At 65.6% G+C, this 18,112-nt stretch carries 11 protein-coding genes; all 11 read right to left on the reverse strand.

The annotated features are described in order from the left end of the window. Positions 1 to 3: 3 nt before the first annotated feature. Entirely contained in the window at positions 4 to 2,679 is a 2,676-nt protein-coding gene (alaS, locus tag MYCSP_RS13000) for an alanine--tRNA ligase (protein WP_083017051.1), read from the reverse strand. A 226-nt stretch (positions 2,680 to 2,905) separates the two neighbouring features. Beyond that, the gene (locus MYCSP_RS13005) at positions 2,906 to 3,229 is read right to left on the reverse strand and encodes a hypothetical protein (protein WP_070910397.1); all 324 of its coding nucleotides are present in this window, start codon (positions 3,227 to 3,229) and stop codon (positions 2,906 to 2,908) included. Positions 3,230 to 3,255: 26 nt separating this feature from the next. Beyond that, a complete protein-coding gene (locus MYCSP_RS13010) occupies positions 3,256 to 4,596 on the reverse strand; it encodes a replication-associated recombination protein A (protein WP_088413915.1) in 1,341 nt (446 codons plus the stop codon). A gap of 31 nt (positions 4,597 to 4,627) precedes the next feature. Further along, entirely contained in the window at positions 4,628 to 5,470 is an 843-nt protein-coding gene (locus tag MYCSP_RS13015) for a DUF3097 domain-containing protein (RefSeq protein ID WP_088413916.1), read from the reverse strand. Between the two features lie 55 nt (positions 5,471 to 5,525). Then, positions 5,526 to 7,253, reverse strand: coding sequence for a fatty acyl-AMP ligase (locus MYCSP_RS13020; RefSeq protein ID WP_083017045.1), 1,728 nt, complete (start codon positions 7,251 to 7,253; stop codon positions 5,526 to 5,528). Between the two features lie 2 nt (positions 7,254 to 7,255). Beyond that, on the reverse strand, positions 7,256 to 11,758 hold the full coding sequence (locus MYCSP_RS13025; protein ID WP_088413917.1) for a type I polyketide synthase: 4,503 nt from the start codon (positions 11,756 to 11,758) through the stop codon (positions 7,256 to 7,258). After that, the gene (locus MYCSP_RS13030) at positions 11,758 to 12,027 is read right to left on the reverse strand and encodes an acyl carrier protein (protein ID WP_070910402.1); all 270 of its coding nucleotides are present in this window, start codon (positions 12,025 to 12,027) and stop codon (positions 11,758 to 11,760) included. The genes MYCSP_RS13025 and MYCSP_RS13030 overlap by 1 nt, the downstream gene beginning before the upstream one ends. 289 nt (positions 12,028 to 12,316) lie before the next feature. Then, positions 12,317 to 13,471, reverse strand: a complete 1,155-nt coding sequence (locus tag MYCSP_RS13035; RefSeq protein WP_088413918.1) for a kinase — start codon at positions 13,469 to 13,471, stop codon at positions 12,317 to 12,319. A 120-nt stretch (positions 13,472 to 13,591) separates the two neighbouring features. Then, positions 13,592 to 14,617 (reverse strand): zinc-binding metallopeptidase family protein, encoded by a 1,026-nt coding sequence (locus MYCSP_RS13040; protein ID WP_083017041.1) that lies wholly within the window; start codon positions 14,615 to 14,617, stop codon positions 13,592 to 13,594. Further along, positions 14,610 to 15,506, reverse strand: coding sequence for a transglutaminase family protein (locus MYCSP_RS13045; protein ID WP_088415607.1), 897 nt, complete (start codon positions 15,504 to 15,506; stop codon positions 14,610 to 14,612). The genes MYCSP_RS13040 and MYCSP_RS13045 overlap by 8 nt, the downstream gene beginning before the upstream one ends. Beyond that, positions 15,503 to 18,100 (reverse strand): circularly permuted type 2 ATP-grasp protein, encoded by a 2,598-nt coding sequence (locus MYCSP_RS13050; protein WP_162266362.1) that lies wholly within the window; start codon positions 18,098 to 18,100, stop codon positions 15,503 to 15,505. Before MYCSP_RS13050 ends, MYCSP_RS13045 begins: the two co-directional genes overlap by 4 nt. Positions 18,101 to 18,112: the final 12 nt, after the last annotated feature.

The raw sequence follows: 18,112 nt of genomic DNA on the forward strand, positions 1-18,112 counted from the left end.
GGTTCAGGCCCGGCGGATCTGGTCACGCAACGCCTGCAGCGCCGCGTCGATGCCGGAGGGATCCTTACCGGAACCCTGTGCCGTATCGGCCTTGCCTCCGCCCCGGCCGTCCACGGCCGGGCCGATCGCGGCCACCAGGTCGTTGGCGCGCAGCCCGGCGTCTTGGGCCGCCTGATTGACCGACACCACGAAGGGCACCGAGCCGTCGCCCGCGGCGATCAACGCGACGACGGCGGGATCGCTGCCGAGACGGCCGCGGATGTCCCCCACCAGGCTGCGCAGATCGCCCGCACCCGTTCCGTCGGGTAGCCGGTGCGCCACCACCGTGGCGTTGCCGATGCGTTCCGCGTTGTCCACAAGTGTCGCGATCGAAGCCTTCACCGAAGCCAAACGCGTTTGTTCGAGCTCCTTTTCGGCCACCTTGAGCCGCTCCACCAGCGTGGCGACACGCCCGGGAACCTCGTCGGAGGGCACCTTCAAACTCGACGAGAGCGCCGCCATCAGCGCGCGTTCCTTCGACAGATAGCGGAACGCATCGAGTCCGACGTACGCCTCCACGCGACGGACACCTGAGCCCACCGAGGATTCCCCCAGCAGAGTCACGGGGCCGATCTGTGAGGAATGCGCCACGTGGGTGCCACCACACAGCTCCAACGAGAACGGTCCACCGATATCGACGACGCGCACTCGGTCGCCGTAGTTCTCGCCGAAGAGCGCCATCGCACCCATCGACTTGGCCTGGTCCAGATCGGTGACGAAGGTGTTGACGGGGTAGTTGGCCTCGACCGCCTTGTTGGCGACGTCCTCGACCTCTTGGCGCTGGGCGTCGGACAGCGCACCTTGCCAGCTGAAGTCGAAACGCAGGTATCCGGGACGGTTCAGCGATCCTGCCTGAACGGCGTTGGGGCCCAATACTTGCCGTAGCGCGGCATGCACCATATGGGTACCCGAGTGGCCCTGGGTCGCGCCGTGACGCCAGTGCGGATCCACCGAGGCGACCACTTGATCGCCCTCGACGAACTCACCGGATTCCACCGTCACCTTGTGCACGAACAGTGTTTTCGCGATCTTCTGAACATCGGAGACCTTTGCCTGCGAGGTGGCATTGGTCCCGTCTCCACGAATGGAACCGACGTCGGCGATCTGGCCACCCGACTCGGCGTACAGCGGGGTGCGATCCAGCACGATTTCGGCCTCGGCGCCCGCCGAGGCGACCGGTACCCGGGCACCATCGACAAAGATGCCCAGAATCCTTGCCGCCGAATCTAATTCGTCGAATCCGGTGAACTCCGTGGGGCCCGCGTCGACGAGTTCGCGATAGACCGTCAGGTCGGCATGGGCGTGCTTACGGGCGGCGGCGTCGGCCTTCGCGCGCTGCCGCTGCTCGTTCATCAGGCCCCGGAAGCCGTTCTCGTCCACCGAGAGTCCGGCCTCGGCGGCCATCTCCAGGGTGAGCTCGATCGGGAAGCCGTACGTGTCGTGCAGCGTGAACGCGTCGGTGCCCGAAAGAGTGGTTTTGCCTGCCGTTTTGGTCTTGTCCGCGGCATCTTCGAACAACTTGGAGCCCGACGCCAGGGTGCGGTTGAAAGCGGTCTCCTCCGCTACCGCGATGCGGTTGATGCGCTCGAAATCGGTGACCAGCTCCGGGTATGACGGGCCCATGGCGTCACGTACAACAGCCATCAGCTGGCCCATCATCGGCTGCTCGACGCCAAGGAGTTTGGTGGAACGGATGATCCTGCGTAGTAGGCGGCGCAACACATAGCCGCGGCCTTCGTTGCCGGGGCTCACCCCGTCGCCGATGATGATCGCCGCAGTACGCGCGTGGTCCGCGATGACGCGGTAGCGCACGTCGTCCTCGTGACTGCCTTGCCCGTACCCGCGCGGGGCAACCGCCGCCACGCAGTCGATGACGGGCCGCACCAGATCGGTCTCGTAGACGTTGTCGACGCCCTGCAGCAGACAGGCGATGCGCTCGACACCCATACCGGTGTCGATGTTCTTGCGCGGCAGCGGCCCAAGGATCTCGAAGTCAGACTTCGAGGTGCCTTCGCCGCGCTCGTTTTGCATGAACACGAGATTCCAGATCTCGATGTAGCGGTCCTCGTTGGCCTCCGGACCACCCTCGATGCCGTACTCGGGGCCGCGGTCGTAGTAGATCTCCGAACACGGGCCGCAAGGGCCGGGAATGCCCATGGACCAGTAGTTGTCGGCCATGCCGCGGCGCTGAATGCGATCCAGCGGCAGGTCGGCGACCTCACGCCACAGTTCGATGGCCTCGTCGTCGTCGAGATAAACCGTGGCCCAGAGCTTTTCCGGATCGAAACCGTAGCCGCCCTCGGACACCGGGTTGGTCAGCAGCGTCCAGGCGAGGCGGATCGCTTCCTTCTTGAAGTAGTCACCGAAGGAGAAGTTTCCGGCCATCTGAAAGAAGGTGTTGTGCCGGGTGGTGATGCCCACCTCGTCGATGTCCGGGGTGCGAATGCATTTCTGGACACTGGTGGCCGTGTTGTACGGCGGCGTCCGCTGTCCCAGGAAGAAGGGCACGAACTGGACCATGCCGGCGTTGACGAACAGCAGGTTGGGGTCATCGAGGATCACCGAGGCGCTCGGTACCTCGGTGTGACCGGCCTTCACGAAGTGGTCCAGGAATCGCTTCCGGATCTCGTGTGTCTGCATGTCGTCCTTGGGTGTAGCTGGGGAATCTGACCGGACCACCCTACCGGTGTGTCCGCCTACCGCCGGTATACGCCAAGGTCAGCCGGCACCGCCACCGAGTATCTACTTCGTCACAGGGCGCCGAGCTAACCGCAAACAGACTCCCGACACATATGAATGGCCGCAGGTAGCGATCGCAGCAATTGCGACTTTTTTCGTGCCCGCAGACTGTTGAACCGGCCGCCCGCTAGGGGGCCTCGGGCGCGTAGCGAATCGAGTTGTCAACGGCACCGCCGATGGGTGCGGTCGCCAATCCCGTGAACGGGCCGAGGAACGGGCTCAACAGAATGCCGGCGCCCGCCTCGGCGGCATTTCCGGCGGCACCGGCTCCGACATCGCGTCCGTACTGCTCCACCCACGGGTCAACCGGCGCGGGCGGCGGAGCCGGGTCTTCGAGAACGGGCTCGGGGCCGGGTTCGGGCTCCGGGTCCGCCCACGCCAGTGCCGGTGCTGTGATCACGGCCAGTGATGCCAGCAGTCCGCCCGCAGCCAAACGCATACCCAATGCCATGTCGTCCAGTATGCCGACTGTGTGGGTCAGCGCGTGATCCCGCGCCGGATGATGGCGCGCAGCTTGTCCAGTCGCGATCCGATCTCGCGTTCGTTGCCGTGATCGGTGGGCTGGTAGTAGTCGGCGCCCACCAACTCGTCCGGCGGGTACTGCTGAGCCACCACACCGTCGCGGTCGTTGTGCGGATAGACGTAGCCGACGGCGTTGCCGAGTTTGGCGGCCCCGCTGTAGTGCCCGTCGCGCAGATGGGGCGGAACCAGCCCGGCCTTGCCCTCACGGATGTCGCCCATCGCCGCACCCAACGCAGCCGGGACCGCCCCCGATTTCGGCGCGGTCGCCAGGTGGATGGTGGCGTGGGTGAGGGTCAGCTGCGCCTCCGGCATGCCGATGAGTTGCACCGTCTGCGCCGCCGCCACGGCCAGGGGTAGCGCGGTGGGGTCGGCCATCCCGACGTCCTCGCTGGCCAGAATCATCAGCCGCCGGGCGATGAAACGCGGATCCTCCCCCGCGGTCAGCATGCGCGCCAGGTAGTGCAATGCGGCGTCCACGTCCGAGCCACGGATCGACTTGATGAAGGCACTCACCACGTCGTAGTGCTGGTCGCCGTCGCGGTCGTAGCGCACTGCGGCTCGATCCACCGACTGCTCGACCACCTCCACGGTGACCGTCTGACCAGCCTCTGCGGCGACCTCCAGGGCGGTCAGCGCCCGCCGCGCGTCGCCGGCGGCGAGTTGCACCAGCAGGCTCAGCGCTTCGGGGTCGACGGCCACTGCCCCACCGAGCCCGCGTTCATCGGCGACAGCCCGGGTGAGCACCTCGCGAATATCGTTGTCGGCCAACGGTTGCAGCTGCAAGATCAGTGAGCGCGAAAGTAGCGGCGCCACCACGGAGAAGGAGGGGTTCTCGGTGGTGGCGGCCACCAACAACACCACGCGGTTTTCCACGGCGGCCAGCAACGCGTCCTGCTGCGTCTTGGAGAACCGGTGCACCTCGTCGATGAACAACACCGTCTGCTGGCCGTGATAAGCGAGGGCGGTGCGGGAGTTTTCTATGACGGCCCGCACCTCTTTGACTCCGGCGGACAGCGCCGACAACGCCTCGAACCTGCGGCCGGTGGCCCCCGAAATCAACGATGCGAGAGTTGTTTTCCCGGTGCCCGGCGGTCCGTACAAGATGACCGAGGCCGCCCCGGAGCCGTCGACCAGACGACGCAACGGGGACCCTTGCTTGAGCAGGTGCCCCTGCCCCACCACCTCATCGAGAGCCGCGGGGCGCATCCGGACGGCAAGCGGCGCGTTGGGCGGCACCCCCGGGTCCGTGGGGGCACCGAAATCGCCCCCGGGCACGTCGAACAGGCTGTCTGACACGTCTCAGGCTTACCACGTCGGGCCGACGGGTTCAGCCCGCCGGTTGCGTGACGAAATCGATGAGTTCCTCCACACGGCCGATCAGGGCCGGTTCCAGGTCGGTCCAGGTGCGCACCTTCCCCCGGATTCGGCGCCAGGCCTCTGCGATCTCGGTTTGGCTGCCGTGCGGCCAGCCGAGCGCCTGGCAGATGCCGTGCTTCCATTCGATGTCCCGCGGCACGGTGGGCCAGGCGTGCAGGCCGATCCGCTCGGGCTTCACCGCCTGCCAGATGTCGACGAACGGGTGCCCGACCACCAAGGTGTGTGCGCCGTAGGGGCCCTTCTGCACTGTTTCGGCGATACGCGACTCCTTCGATCCCTTCACCAGGTGATCGACCAGTACCCCGAGCCGGCGGCCCGGGCCGGGCTGGAATTCCTTCACGATGGCCGCCAAGTCGTCCACCCCGCCCAGGTACTCCACGACGACGCCTTCCACACGCAGATCGTGGCCCCACACCTGTTCGACGAGTTCGGCGTCGTGGCGGCCTTCCACATAGATTCGGCTGGCCAGCGCGGTGCGTGCCTTGAGGCCGTGCACCGCAACCGATCCCGAAGCGCTCCGGGTCACCTTGGTGGGTGTGTGCCGCAGCGGTTCTTTGAGAATGACCGGCTTGCCGTCGATGAGGTACCCGGGGCCGACGGGGAACCCGCGAACTCGGCCGTGTCGATCCTCCAGATCCATCCGCCCGTACTCGATGCGCACCACGGCGCCCACGAATCCCGTCTGGGCGTCCTCGACGACCGTGCCCACGGTCGCGGCAACCTCGGTCGATTGCACACGTCGCGGGGCGTGCGGGTTGTTGGAGAGGACGTCGGATCCATAACGGTCAGCCACCCGGCGATCGTAGGAATGCGTCCATGTCCCATCGCGTTGCGACGCGCCCGCGTGACTAGACCGTGACCGGGACCGCGTGCGCGTGGGTGCGGGTGGCCACCACCGAATCGGTCAGCACCCCCTGCACATACAGATCGCGGGTGCGGGACCGCTGCACCTTGCCCGAGGAGGTCTTGGGCAGCTGACCGGGCTGCAGCAACACGACGTCGGCCAGTGCCAGGCGCGTGCGATCGGACACCGATCGCTTGATCTGGGCGATGTGTGCGTCATCGGCGCTGGAGCGTTCGGCGGCGATCACCACCTGCTCGGTGATCTCGCCCGGGACCGAGAAGGCCACGACATTGCCCTTTCGTATTCCCGGCACGTCCTCCACCGCCCACTCGACCTGTTGCGGGTCGTAGTTGCGGCCGTTGACGACGAGGATGTCCTTCTTGCGCCCGGTGACATAGAGATTGCCGTCGACGACGAATCCGCGATCGCCGGTGCGCAGCCACCCGTCGGTACCAAACGCGTCTCGGGTCGCCTCCTCGTTCTCGAAGTACCCCGCGGCGACGGACGGTCCCCGAAACTGGACGTCGCCCACGCGACCCTCGGGCAGCTCCTGTCCGGCTGCGTCCACGATCCGCACACCGTGGCGATCATCGAGTGTCTTCCCGCAGCTGACGAAGGTCAGGACGTCATCCCCCACCGCGGCAGGCACGACGAGGCCCTCATTGCGGTAGGCGGCACCGGAAATCGGCAAGCGCTGGAAACGGTCGGCGAAGCTGTCGAAGGTGATCGCCAAGGTGGCCTCGGCCATGCCATAGGCCGGCATCACCGCCTCCTGCCTGAGCCCGTATGGCGCGTACGCGTCGATGAACGCATCCAGCACGTCGGCGTTGATCGGCTCGGCACCGCAGCCGAACACGCGCATGCTGGAGAAGTCCCAGCCGGTCTCGGGTGCCACCGCCTTCTTGACGGTCAGCGCGAACGCGAAATTCGGCGCGAATGAGACGGTTCCGCGATGCCGCGACACGGTATCGAGCCAGACGCCCGGGTCGCGCAGGAATGCCAGCGTGGGCAGATAGGTGGCTTGCAGCCCGAACAGCACCACGCTCAGGAAGTGCCCGATGAGGCCCATATCGTGGTACAGCGGCAGCCAACTCACCAGACGTTCGGTGGGGTACTTCTGCGGCTCCAGGCACCGCAAGTTGGTCAGGAAGGAGTGCGCGTTGGCCCACAGGGAGGCATCGGTCACCTGCACGGCCTTCGGTTTCCCGGTGCTGCCGCTGGTGAACTGCAGAAAGGTGATCTGGTCGGCTGTGCGCAGGGCCGCGTCCACGTAGTCACCACCGGCGGTGACGGTTTCGGTGTGGACGACGGCCGCCACCTGCTCACCGAACCTGGTTGTCAGACTCAATACCTCGTCCACCCATTGCGGCGTGATCAGACCGCGAGATCCACTGGAAGACAACACCGATTCGAGAAAATCGAGATAGGCGTCCTGCTTGCCCAAGCTGGTCGGCGGGTACAGCGGCACCGGTATCGCGCCGAGCCACACGATCGCCAGGAACCCGGTGACGAATTCGCGGGTGTCCGGCACCACCAGCGCCACCCGCTCACCCGGGGCGATGCCTTGCGCGGCCAGCGCACCGGCGCCGCGCGCCACCTCGTCAAGCAGCGCGGCGAAAGGCACCAGTACCTCACGGCGATCGTCGCCGACAAAGGTCAGTCCTCGAGTCGTCGATGCGGCGTTGGCCTGCAACGCGGTAACCAATGATCGCGGGTTGTCGATATCGAACATCGTCACGCTCCGTTCAGGTGTTGCGCTGCGGGTTGAACAAGGCCGGCAAGGATTTTCACGGTGCGGTCGATCTGATCGAAACTATGGCTTGCCGTGACGAAGAAGCGCAGTCGTGTCTGATCGTTGGGCACCGCGGGATACAGGATCGGGTCCACGTTGATGCCGGCCTCGCGCAGTTGGGCGGCCAACAGCAGCGATCTGCGGGAGTCGCCCACCACGAACGGGATGATCGGCGTTCCGCTGCTATCGCCGAATGAGAGCCCAGCGGCCGCGAAGGCCGCGCGCATGTAATCCGCGTTGGCATGCAGTGTCGCAACACGTTCCGGCTCAGCCTGCAGGATCTCGATCGAGGCCAGGGATGCCCCGGCCGAGGCCGGTGGCAGTCCGCAGCTGTAGATGAACCCGGGCAGGCTGTACCGCAGGTATTCGATCAGCGCCTGGGATCCGCCAAGATATCCACCGCAGCTCGACAACGATTTCGACAGTGTGCCCATCCAGATGTCGACCTGAGCGCGGTCCACGTCGAAGTGTTCTCCGATGCCGCCACCACCCGCGCCGAGGACGCCGATGGAATGCGCCTCATCGACCATCAGCAGTGCGTCGTGCCGCTTGGCCACCTCGATGAACGCCGGAAGGTCCGCGATGTCGCCGTCCATGCTGTACGCGCCCTCGATGACCACCAGGGCGCGGCGGTAACGATCGCGAACAGTGGTGAGCAACTGGTCGAGATGGGCGGCGTCATTGTGTTTGAACGGACGGCGCGTCGCACCGGAAAGACGGCAGCCCTGCATGATGCTGTCGTGGGCCAGCGCGTCGTGCAGCACGATGTCTTGCTCGCCGAGAATATGGCCGATGATGGTGACATTCGTGGAATGCCCACCGACCAGCGTGACCACGTCCTCGACCTTCAACAGCCGTGCGATGGCCGCCTCCAGTTCGCGATGCACCGGCTTCTCCCCCGACAACAGGCGGCTCGCGGAAACCGATGTGCCATAACGGCTCAGCGCCTCCTGGGCGCGAGCAGTCACACGATCGTCGCCCGATAACCCGAGGTAGTTGTAACTGGAGAAGTTGATCAGCACCCGGTCACCCACCCGGGTGGTGTCGTTGACGACCTGCTGGTGCACGGTGAAGTACGGGTTCTGTGTGCCGTCGCTGTCGAAGTCCCGCAATCGCTTGTCCAGCGCCTGCCATTCCGGAAAGTCCGTGATGGTGCGCTCGCGAGCGACCTTCTCGACCGCGGCTCCATCGAGGACCTCATCGTCCGTGTGGAGCACCGGCTCACCTGCGGCCAATGCCACGACGTGGCCGACGGTGAGGTCCTTGGGGCTGAAGTCCTTCAGCGACAGCTCGGGATTGTCCTTCTGCAGGGTCTTGAACAAGTCGGTGAGCATCAGCGAGTCGAAACCCAGATCGCCGACCAATGCCTGTCCGGGCGTCAGCGCGGCAGCGTCGTAGGAACCGATGCGTGCGATCTCCTTGAGCGCATTGTTATCTCGAGCCACGGTCGTGCGCGGCGAATTCACCACCGCCGACGGCGCCACAACGGCGGGTATCGCCGGAGCAGCCTGGACGATCGGCGGCAGCTCGACTGTTTGACCGCCCAATACCGTGGTCAGCAGCGCGGTCTGTTCACGCCACAACGAGATGATGTCTTGCACGAGTGATGATTCCTTCCCAATGGGTGCGGACGGTGTCCGCTTCGTCTCAGAGCTGTCCGGACCGCCGGCCGCCACACTGCGTCGTGTCGCGCGCTTCTTCACCGGCCACAGCGACTTGGCCGGAACCGGTCGCGCGGTGAGCAGCGCACCCCGATGATCGGAGGCTCCGGCCAAGTCGACACTTACCCCCACCGAACGCAATTGGGCCCGTAGTCGATTGAGTAGACGTGTGTGCTCGGCACTGTCCACGGCGACCAGATGATCGGCGGGCACGCCGGCCGATCGCACGAGGTTCAGCAGAGCATTCCCGGCGCCGATCTGAACGAACACGGTCTCGGTATCGCGCAGAGTGCCAAGTGCATCGGAGAACCGCACCGATGCGAGTGCGTGCTCACGCCAGCGCTCCCTGATCTCCTCGGCATTCGAGTAAGCAGAGGCCGAGATGCACGATATGAATGCGGTTTTCGGGTCCTCAAGAGCGAGCCCGTCCACCAACCCGACGATTGCCTGGTTGGCCGGTTCCAGCAGCGGGCTGTGAAAGGCGTGCGAGACGTTCAACACCTTATGCGCCACCTCGGCGGCGGTGAGCAGGGCGCCTGCGGTGGCCAATCCGTCGGTGGTGCCTGCCAGAACGGTCTGATCGGCGGCGTTGTGATTGGCCACCCACACCGACGGGACGGCCTCGACGAGCGCACGCAGCACCGTCTCCTCGCCCCGGCAGGCGATCATCCCTCCGGCCGGAATATCCGCTTCGACAATCGCTTCCCCTCGCCGGGCGGCGAAACTCACCGCCTGCTCATCGGACAGCACTCCGGCGGCCACGGCCGCCGCGAATTCGCCGACGCTGTGTCCGAGCACCACGTCCGGCGTGATGCCGGCACTGGCCAGGTGCTCGGCCAGAGCCAACTGAGTGATCAGCAGCGCGGGCTGGCAGCGATCGGTACTGGCCAGCTCCATCTCGGCTTCCACGGTGAGCTCAGCCGGATACATCACGTCGAGCAACCCCGGGCTGTCCGCCGCTGCGGCAAGACGCTCGACTGTCGCATTCACCTCGGGCACAGCATTTTTCAATGACGCCAGCTCATTGACGTTCTGCGCTCCCTGACCGGTGAACAGGAAGCAGACCCGCGGGGCCTCGGACGTCGGCCTGGCTTTCCGGAACCAGACGTCCTCGCCTATCCGGACCGGCATTTCGCCGTCGGCCTTGAGGATGGCCAGTGCTGCCCGTAGATGTTCGTGAAGTTCCAGGATGGATCCGGTGACGATCAACAACTCCACGCCACGGTCCTCGCGACGGGACAGTGTCCGGGCCACCTGGCCGAGATCCAGATCGGGCGTGGCGTCGATGTCGTCAAGCAGATATTGGCAGCGCACCTCGACATCGCGTACGTTCTCGCCGCGAATCGGTATCACCCAGGAATCGCGTGGGGTAACCACGTTCTGAGCGGTGGTGGGCCCCGGCGCCTCCAGAAGCACGTGCACGTTGGTTCCGCCGAATCCGAATGCATTGACACCGGCCACATGCGGACGCGTCGGCATCTCGGGCAAGGTGGTCGCGGATTCGGTGATCCGCCAACCCCGCTCCTCCAGGTTCAGACCATCGCGGCGCTCGCGGATGTTCGGCTGCGGCGGTATGACACCGGTGCGCAGCACCAGGGCGGTCTTGATCAGCCCGATGATCCCCGCCGCAGACATGGCATGCCCCACATTGGCTTTCGCGCTACCCAGATACCGCGGCAGATCCCCGCGGTGCGGCAGGCACGAGCTCAACGACTCGACCTCCACGGCATCACCCACCGGGGTGGCCGTACCGTGCGCCTCCACATAGTCGATCTGCCCGGGTTGCAGGCCACCATCCGCGAGCGCGAATTCGATCGCGGCACGCTGTCCCGCGGCCTGCGGTTCCATGGGTCCCGCCCCGGCACCGTCGTTGTTGCATCCGACCCCACGCAGCCAGGCATGCACCTCACCTCGCGCGGGCAGGGTGTCCTCTCGGGCCAGCACGATGACGCCGGCACCCTCACCGAGCACAAAGCCATCGGCTCCCGCGTCGAAGGGCGCACACACACCGGACTTCGAGACGGCACCGATCTTGGAGAACATCACCAGCGAGTCGGGCACCAAGTTCAGGTGCACTCCGGCGACGATGGCCACCTCGCACTGCCGCGATCGTAAGGCCAGCACCGCATTGTTCAGCGCCACCAGCGATGACGCACAGGCCGCGTCGACCGCCATGGACGGACCACGCAGATTGAAGGCTCTGCTGATCATCGCGGCCGACATGTTGAGCAGGGAACCCGGCATGGTGAACGGACGCACCACGGGAACATCGGCCGTCAGTGCCCGCGAGTCGATGTCGGCGAGATTCGGGGAATCCCCGAATTCGCCCGCTCCCAGTTGAACCCCACGCAGCGGCGCACTCACCACCACCTCGCGGAAGTCGGATGTAGAGATGCCGACGTACACGCCGACCCTGCGGCCCGCGAAACTCTGCTGATCGAACCCGGCGTCCTCCAAGGCCTCACGCGTGGTGGTCAGCAAGATGCGGTGTTGCGGATCCATGACCTCAGCCTGTCGCGGCGAGATCCCGAAACTGAGCGGATCGAACCGGTCGATACCGCTGACCGCCGCCATCACATCGGTGTAGGTGGTGTTGGGGCGCTTGCCTTCCGGATCGAAGAAGGGCCCGTGCTCCCAGCGCTCCCGCGGGATCTGTCCGACGGCACTCTCACCGCGCAGCAGCATCTGCCAGAAGGATCGGACATCCCCGGCCCCCGGAACCTGGCACGCCATGCCGACGATGGCCAGCGGTTCCGACGGACCGTTCCCGCGGCGCGCGTCCATCAGCCCGCGAGCTCGGCGGTGAGGTGTGTGCGCACAACCGCGGCCAGGTCGGAGATCGTCCTCACTCTGACGAGCTCACGCGGCGGCAGCCGCACCCCGGTGGCTTCTTCGATATGCGTCAGGAATTCGAGGGTCTGCACCGAGCTGTAGCCCAGATCGGCGATCTCGGCCTCGGGGGTGAGCTCGGGAAGCTCTTCGGTGGCCACCGATTCGATGGCCTCGAAGACGAGGTCAAGATCCTCCGAGAACGCAATGTTGTGCGATGTCACCAGTCACCTCAAATATCTACGCGCGGACTATTTTTCGCAGCGGATGACAACGCTGTCATGGCGAACAGCGTCGAGGCTATGGAGATCGGAGGTGCGCGATAAACCCGGCGTGTCCTGATGTGTCAAGTCAGCGGCAGGACCTGCCTTGTATGTCAGGTTGGATGACGTACAAGTGTGACACTCGACACTTTAGGGAATGTATCAGCCATTTTGATCGGCTGAAAGATACTCGCGCACAGCCTATTCGAGAGTCTGCCATAAGATCAGGCTGACCGAATGAGCCGAGACGCTAGTCCTCGATGAGGGTCTCGCCACGCAGCCCCGCGATGACGGCAGCGGCATGCTCGGCCACGAGCTGATCGCCCACCCGTTCGGCCGCCGCGTGCAACGCCGTCCATCGGCCCAGCAGCGCGGGATGGCTGGGTGCGGGGTTCCCGAACACGACCGTGTCTTCGTCATCGTCGAGGTCAACATCCACCGCGAAGTACTCATGGGTGGCGAGCCACACCCACATCAGTCGCGCGTCCAGGATGCGTCGCGTGAGAGTCTCGTCGTCGGCCAGCGCCGGAGCGATGGACACAACATCGGAGCGCCACGCTTCGGTCATCGCATCATCGAGTTCGGCGACTTCTTCACGTTCCGCGGCGCCCAGAAACTCCGGATAGACGGTCAGCGCGTGCGCGATATCCAACACGATGTCGCGGAATCCGCCCCATTCGTAGTCGAGGATTCGGACGCCGTGTTCGGTGACGAGAATGTTGTCCGGGGCGACCTCGGAGGGACTGAAGGCCCGGACCCCACCCTTCCCGAAGAATTCAGCTGTTTGCTGCAAGCGAGAAATCAGCGCCGATGGCACCTCAAGGGAGTACTCGCTTCTCAGGATCTGCTGCAGCGGCGCGATGGTTTCGGCCCCGCCAAGGCGCTGCTGCGACGGGTCGACGTCGATCTTCTTGACGTCCAGCCGACGGAGCAGCGCAGCAAAGTCGCCTTCCCGCCCGACAGTGGCAACGTGCATGCGCCCCAGGGCTTGCGCCCACGCCATCAGCGCGTGGTTTATCGCAGCACGATTGCGCTCGGCGAGCAGCTCGGACATGGTCGGCGCCGAACCCAGGTCGGTGAGCACGATGAGACGGTCGGCAATGGAATAGGCAACCAGCTCCGGACCCGGCCGATGCTTGGCCGTCAAGGAATTTGCGAACTGATACGAGACCACCTCGCGGAGCACCGCGGCATCGGATCCGCCCTCGGGCACCTGCTTGATCACCATCGACTTCGGCAACGCGAACGGGTTCTGCACAGCGCGAACCCGGATGACGATCGCAGGCCCGCTGCCACCGAGATCTTCGGGTTCAGCAAGCGTGACCGTCGCCCCCGCGCGTTTGGAGAGCAACTCCTCGGCTGTGGCGATAACCTGCGCGACGGGGTCTGCCAATAATGTCGTCATTACCGTCTCACCATACCCCGTCTTTATAAGACTGTGGGGCCGCACACACTCATCGCGATATTCACCTCAAGATATTTGCCAGGCCTCTACCTGCGGTGATTCGGTTACCCGGGCGGATAGTCAGGCGGCGGTGTCGCCCGCCGCCATGACCACCTCGTGGATCAGGCGCATCTTCTCCAGGACCGGGACCGGCAGCACGAACGGATACAAGTCGTCACGGCCCATGGACCGGTTGACCATGTTGAGCGACCACGACAGCGGCAGCCACATCTCGATGATGGTGTCGAATCCGCTGGGACCCAGTACCCGGCGATCGAAGGTGCCGCCCGCGGGCGCCAGCGCGAAGGATGCGGCGGTATCCAGGGTGTCCCGAATGTGCAGGTAGTGCGCGAAGGTCTCCGCCCAGTCTTCGGCGGGATGCATGGTGGCATAGGAAGAGACGAAACTCGCCTCCCATCCCTCGGGTGCGCCCTGCTGGTAGTGCCGATCGAGCGCGGCCTGATAGTCGGCGTCCGCGTCGCCGAACAGCCCCCGGAACCTCTCGAGATAGTCCGAAGAGCTTCCGACCAGCCGGTAGTAGAAGTAATGCCCGATCTCATGGCGGAAATGCCCGAGAAGGGTGCGGTACGGCTCGTCCATCGAGACGCGGAGCTGCTCGCGGTGAACATCGTCGCCTTCGGCAAGATCCAGGGTGATCACTCCGTTGTGATGCCCCGTCATGACCTTTTCCTGTTCACTGGACAACAGGTCGAAGGCCAGCCCGAACTCGGGGTCGATGTCGCGCCCGGTGACGGGCAGTCGCAGCTCGGCGAGTTCGGCGATCAGGCGTCGCTTGGCTCCCTCCGCCTCCGCGAATGCCGGCAATGCCGTGCAATCACTGTCGCTCGGCCGGGTCCGGGTGAGCGCGCAAGAGGCACACAACGTTGCCGTACCAGTGCCGTTGACCAGCCAATTGCATTCAGCGACATGCAGGTTCGCACACAGCTGATGGTTTTCGCCGTCGACGAATCCTGGAACGTCGTCGTCCGCGATGACCAGTAGCGCCATCTCGTCGAGTGAGAATCCGACGTGACTGCCGCAGGACAGGCACACCGAGTTCTCGAACGCCAAGTGCTGGCCGCATTGCGGGCAGGTGAAGTCACGCATGAACGGAATTCTCCTCGCAAGGTGCGACATCCACCGAGACTTCGATGGTGCTGCTGTCGGAGTCGGTGTAGATGATGCCCCGCAAGGGCGGAACATCGGCGTAGTCGCGGCCCCATGCGACGGTGACATACCGCTCGTCGGCCATCGTGTCATTGGTCGGGTCGAAGGCGACCCAGCCGTCGGGCGGGACCCACACCGCCGCCCAGGCATGAGTGGCGTCGGAGCCGACGAGGCGGGGCTGCCCGGGCGGCGGATTCGTTGCCAGGTAACCGGATACGTAGCGCGCCGCCAACCCCTGGGTGCGCAGTGCGGTGGCCGCGATCCGCGCAAAGTCCTGACACACCCCTTCCCTCGCCGCCAAGACCTCGCTGACCTTGGTGGAAATGGTGGTCGAACCGGAGCGGTACTCGAAGTCGCGGTAGATGCGGCCCATCAGGTCCACGACGGCCTCGCCCAATGGCCGACCGGCAGTGAAACTCACTGCGGCGTAGGCACGTACCTCTTCGGTGATCTCCGGAGGCACCAGGTCCAGCACGAACTCGGTGGCCAGCGCCGCCGCCCCGGTGGGCGCGCCGCAGGCCGGACGGGCCAACTCCCATGCCTGCTGCCAGCCCGCTCCGGGCGGCGCCGGGTTCTCGACGTCGACGATCGAGTGCGCCGTGACGGTCAGCTCGCGGTGCGGCGTGGTGACGTGGAAGTAGGAGCTCAGATTCCCGTACAGATCCCTGCCTGCGGACCTGTCCGACGGGTCCGGCTCGACGATCAACTCACTGGATTCGCAACGCTGACAATCGGTGTCACGCGGCGTGAGATAGCCACGCCCGTACGAGCTGGTGACATCGTCGGAGTATCGATACAGGGTGCGATGTGTCACCTGATAGCGAATCATGGCAGCCTCCGCCTCGTGTCGGGACCCCACAAGGGCTGCATTCCGGTCGGCATGGACAGGTGGGTGGCGGTGACCACCGTGGACAATTCACGCAGTGCCTGATGGACGTTGTCGAGGGTTTCAGCCAAGGTCTCGCGCTGCCCGTCCTCTCCGGCCGTGTCCAGATCGGCCGGGTCGATTCGGCGCAGCTGTGTCACCAGGTCTTCCACCAGTCGCTCCGGACGTGAGGTTCCCGAGGCACTGGGCAGCGACTTGAGGTCGGTGCGCAGTGACTCCACCTGGTAGAGCAGGGACCTGGGGTTGTCCGCGTCGAACAGCAGCAAGTCGGCCACTGCCTCCAGGCTGATCTTGCCCCGGGTGCGACGGCGGTAGATCACGGAGGACTCGCAGGCCACCAGCGTGGATTCGGTGACCGACTGGTCGGCCGCACGACCACGGACGGCGGTGAGAGTGGAACGCAACAGCGCGGTCAGGCCGAGGCCGCGTTCGATGCGCTTCCCGATATCCATGATGGTCCAGCCGATATCGTGAACCGTCGACTCCGCCGCCAGCCCCGACAGCGCGAGAAGCCCTGCCAGCACCTGGGTTTGAGTCGCCGCGAGCACGGTGTCATCGGCACGGGTGGGAACGTCACCGGATCGGGTGAACTCGTCGTACTCGGCCGCTCCGGCCGCGATGGCCCTGTCCATGCCGCCGAGCACCATCCACGTGTCGTTGGACATCTGGTCGCGGACCGCACGGGCGGCCAGACCGAGCCGCTCCACCGACTGCGCCAACGAACCGGCCCGTTCCTTGTCCACCGTCAAAGACCACAGCTGTGTTCCCAGGTCATCGGATCCGGTATCGGTGCCGGTGATGTCGCCCAACGCCTTCAACAGCACCGGGACGCATTCACTGGCCTCCATGAACTGCCGATAGCGGTACTCGTGGAACCGTTCCCGTGTCACGGACAGCAACCTGACCAGGTTCTCCGCACGCTCGCCGTACCGGCCCAGCCAGAACAGATCGGACAGCACGCGCGGCGAGCTGACCGCGTCGGACCCCGTCGACCGTCCGCTGGGCAGATCCAACGGAGCTACCGTCAGCGCCCGCTCGGTCTGATCACGATCCGGCTGCTGAACCCAAATGTCTTTGGCGGCCGAACTGTTGAGCGTCGACCCGGAATACCCGGAGGTGGCGACATAGCCGAGGCCACCGATCATCGGCGCATACCCGCCGCGCTGCGCCACCGTGAACAGACGCATACCGACCGGCGCGGCGGTGAGCGCGCCGGAGCGCAGGTACGTCGGGGCCACCGACAGTTCGGGGAGCTCTTGACCGACCCAGCGCCAGGGGGCCGACTCGATGCGCGACCGCAGTGTTTCCAGGGTGTGCGCGGACTCCAATGGTCCGGTGTAAACCTCTTCCCCCACTGTCGATTTCACCAGTAGAGAGTCCAAGTTGGCGAGCAGATGCGAGCGCTCGGCGTCGATACCGCCCCACCAAGACTGTGCGCCGGACAAAGCGAGCGGCTCGTCGAGTATGCGCTGTGATAGGTCCGGCAGGAAACGTGCCAGTCCGGGATTCTCCAGCACTCCGCTGCCCAGCGAGTTGACGACGGTCACCGCGCCGCGACGGAGCACCTCGACCAGACCCACTACACCCAACCGTGAATCGGCTCGCAGATCCAACGGGTCGGAGTAGTCGGCGTCCACACGGCGCAGCACCACGTCCACCCGGCGCAGGGTACCCAGCGAGCGCATCCACAGCTTGCCGTCGCGAACCACCAGATCCGCGGACTCGACCAGCGGGAAACCCAACACTGAAGCCAGGTATGCCTGATCGAAGGACGTCTCCGAGTGGATGCCGGGACTGAGCACCACCACCACCGGGTCTTCCACAGATTCGGGAGCCACGTCGATGAGCGCCAGCCGCAGTGTCTGCGCGAAAGAAGAGGTCGGCCTCGGCGCCACCTTCTCGTACAGATCGGGAGCAGCGTGCGCGACCACCCGCCGGTCCGCCATCGCGTAGCCCGCACCGGACGGCGCCTGTGTCCAGTCCGCGTTGACGCGATAGTCACCGGTGGCGGTGCGGCCGACATCACACCCGAGCAGAAAGAGTTGATGTCTCCCGGGCAGTGCCATCCCGTGGGCGGCGCGCACGTATCCGGGATGTGCGAAGAGCAGCTCCGGCGGCAGCGCACCGGAACTGATCAGCTCCTGCGGGCCGTACAGGTCGTGCAGAACGGCGTCCAGCAGCGTGGCCCGCTGGGTCAGTCCGACCTCCAGGACATTCCAGTCGTCCGGGTCCAGCAGCAGTGGCAGCCCGTCCAGTCGCCACGGCACCGGATGGGCGGGAGCGTCGGGCCCGGCCGCCGAGACACGCCTGGAGTCCATGTAGGTGATGCCGTCGCTGTCGACCAGGGTGCGGACCCGGTCCAGCAGTCGGTCCAGACCCGGGCGGCCGCGTTGCGCGATGGCGTCGGCCAGGTCGGTCCAGCCCGGGCGGACGCTGCCGTCCGGCGCCAGGAACTCGTCGTAACCCACCTGGCTGCCTCGGCGCCCGACCTCGAACAGTGCGCCCTGCGCGCGAGCGCTGCGGTACTGCGCGATCAACGGGTTATCGCC

Origin of the sequence: Mycobacteroides saopaulense (assembly GCF_001456355.1) — a bacterium.
Lineage (GTDB): Bacteria > Actinomycetota > Actinomycetes > Mycobacteriales > Mycobacteriaceae > Mycobacterium > Mycobacterium saopaulense.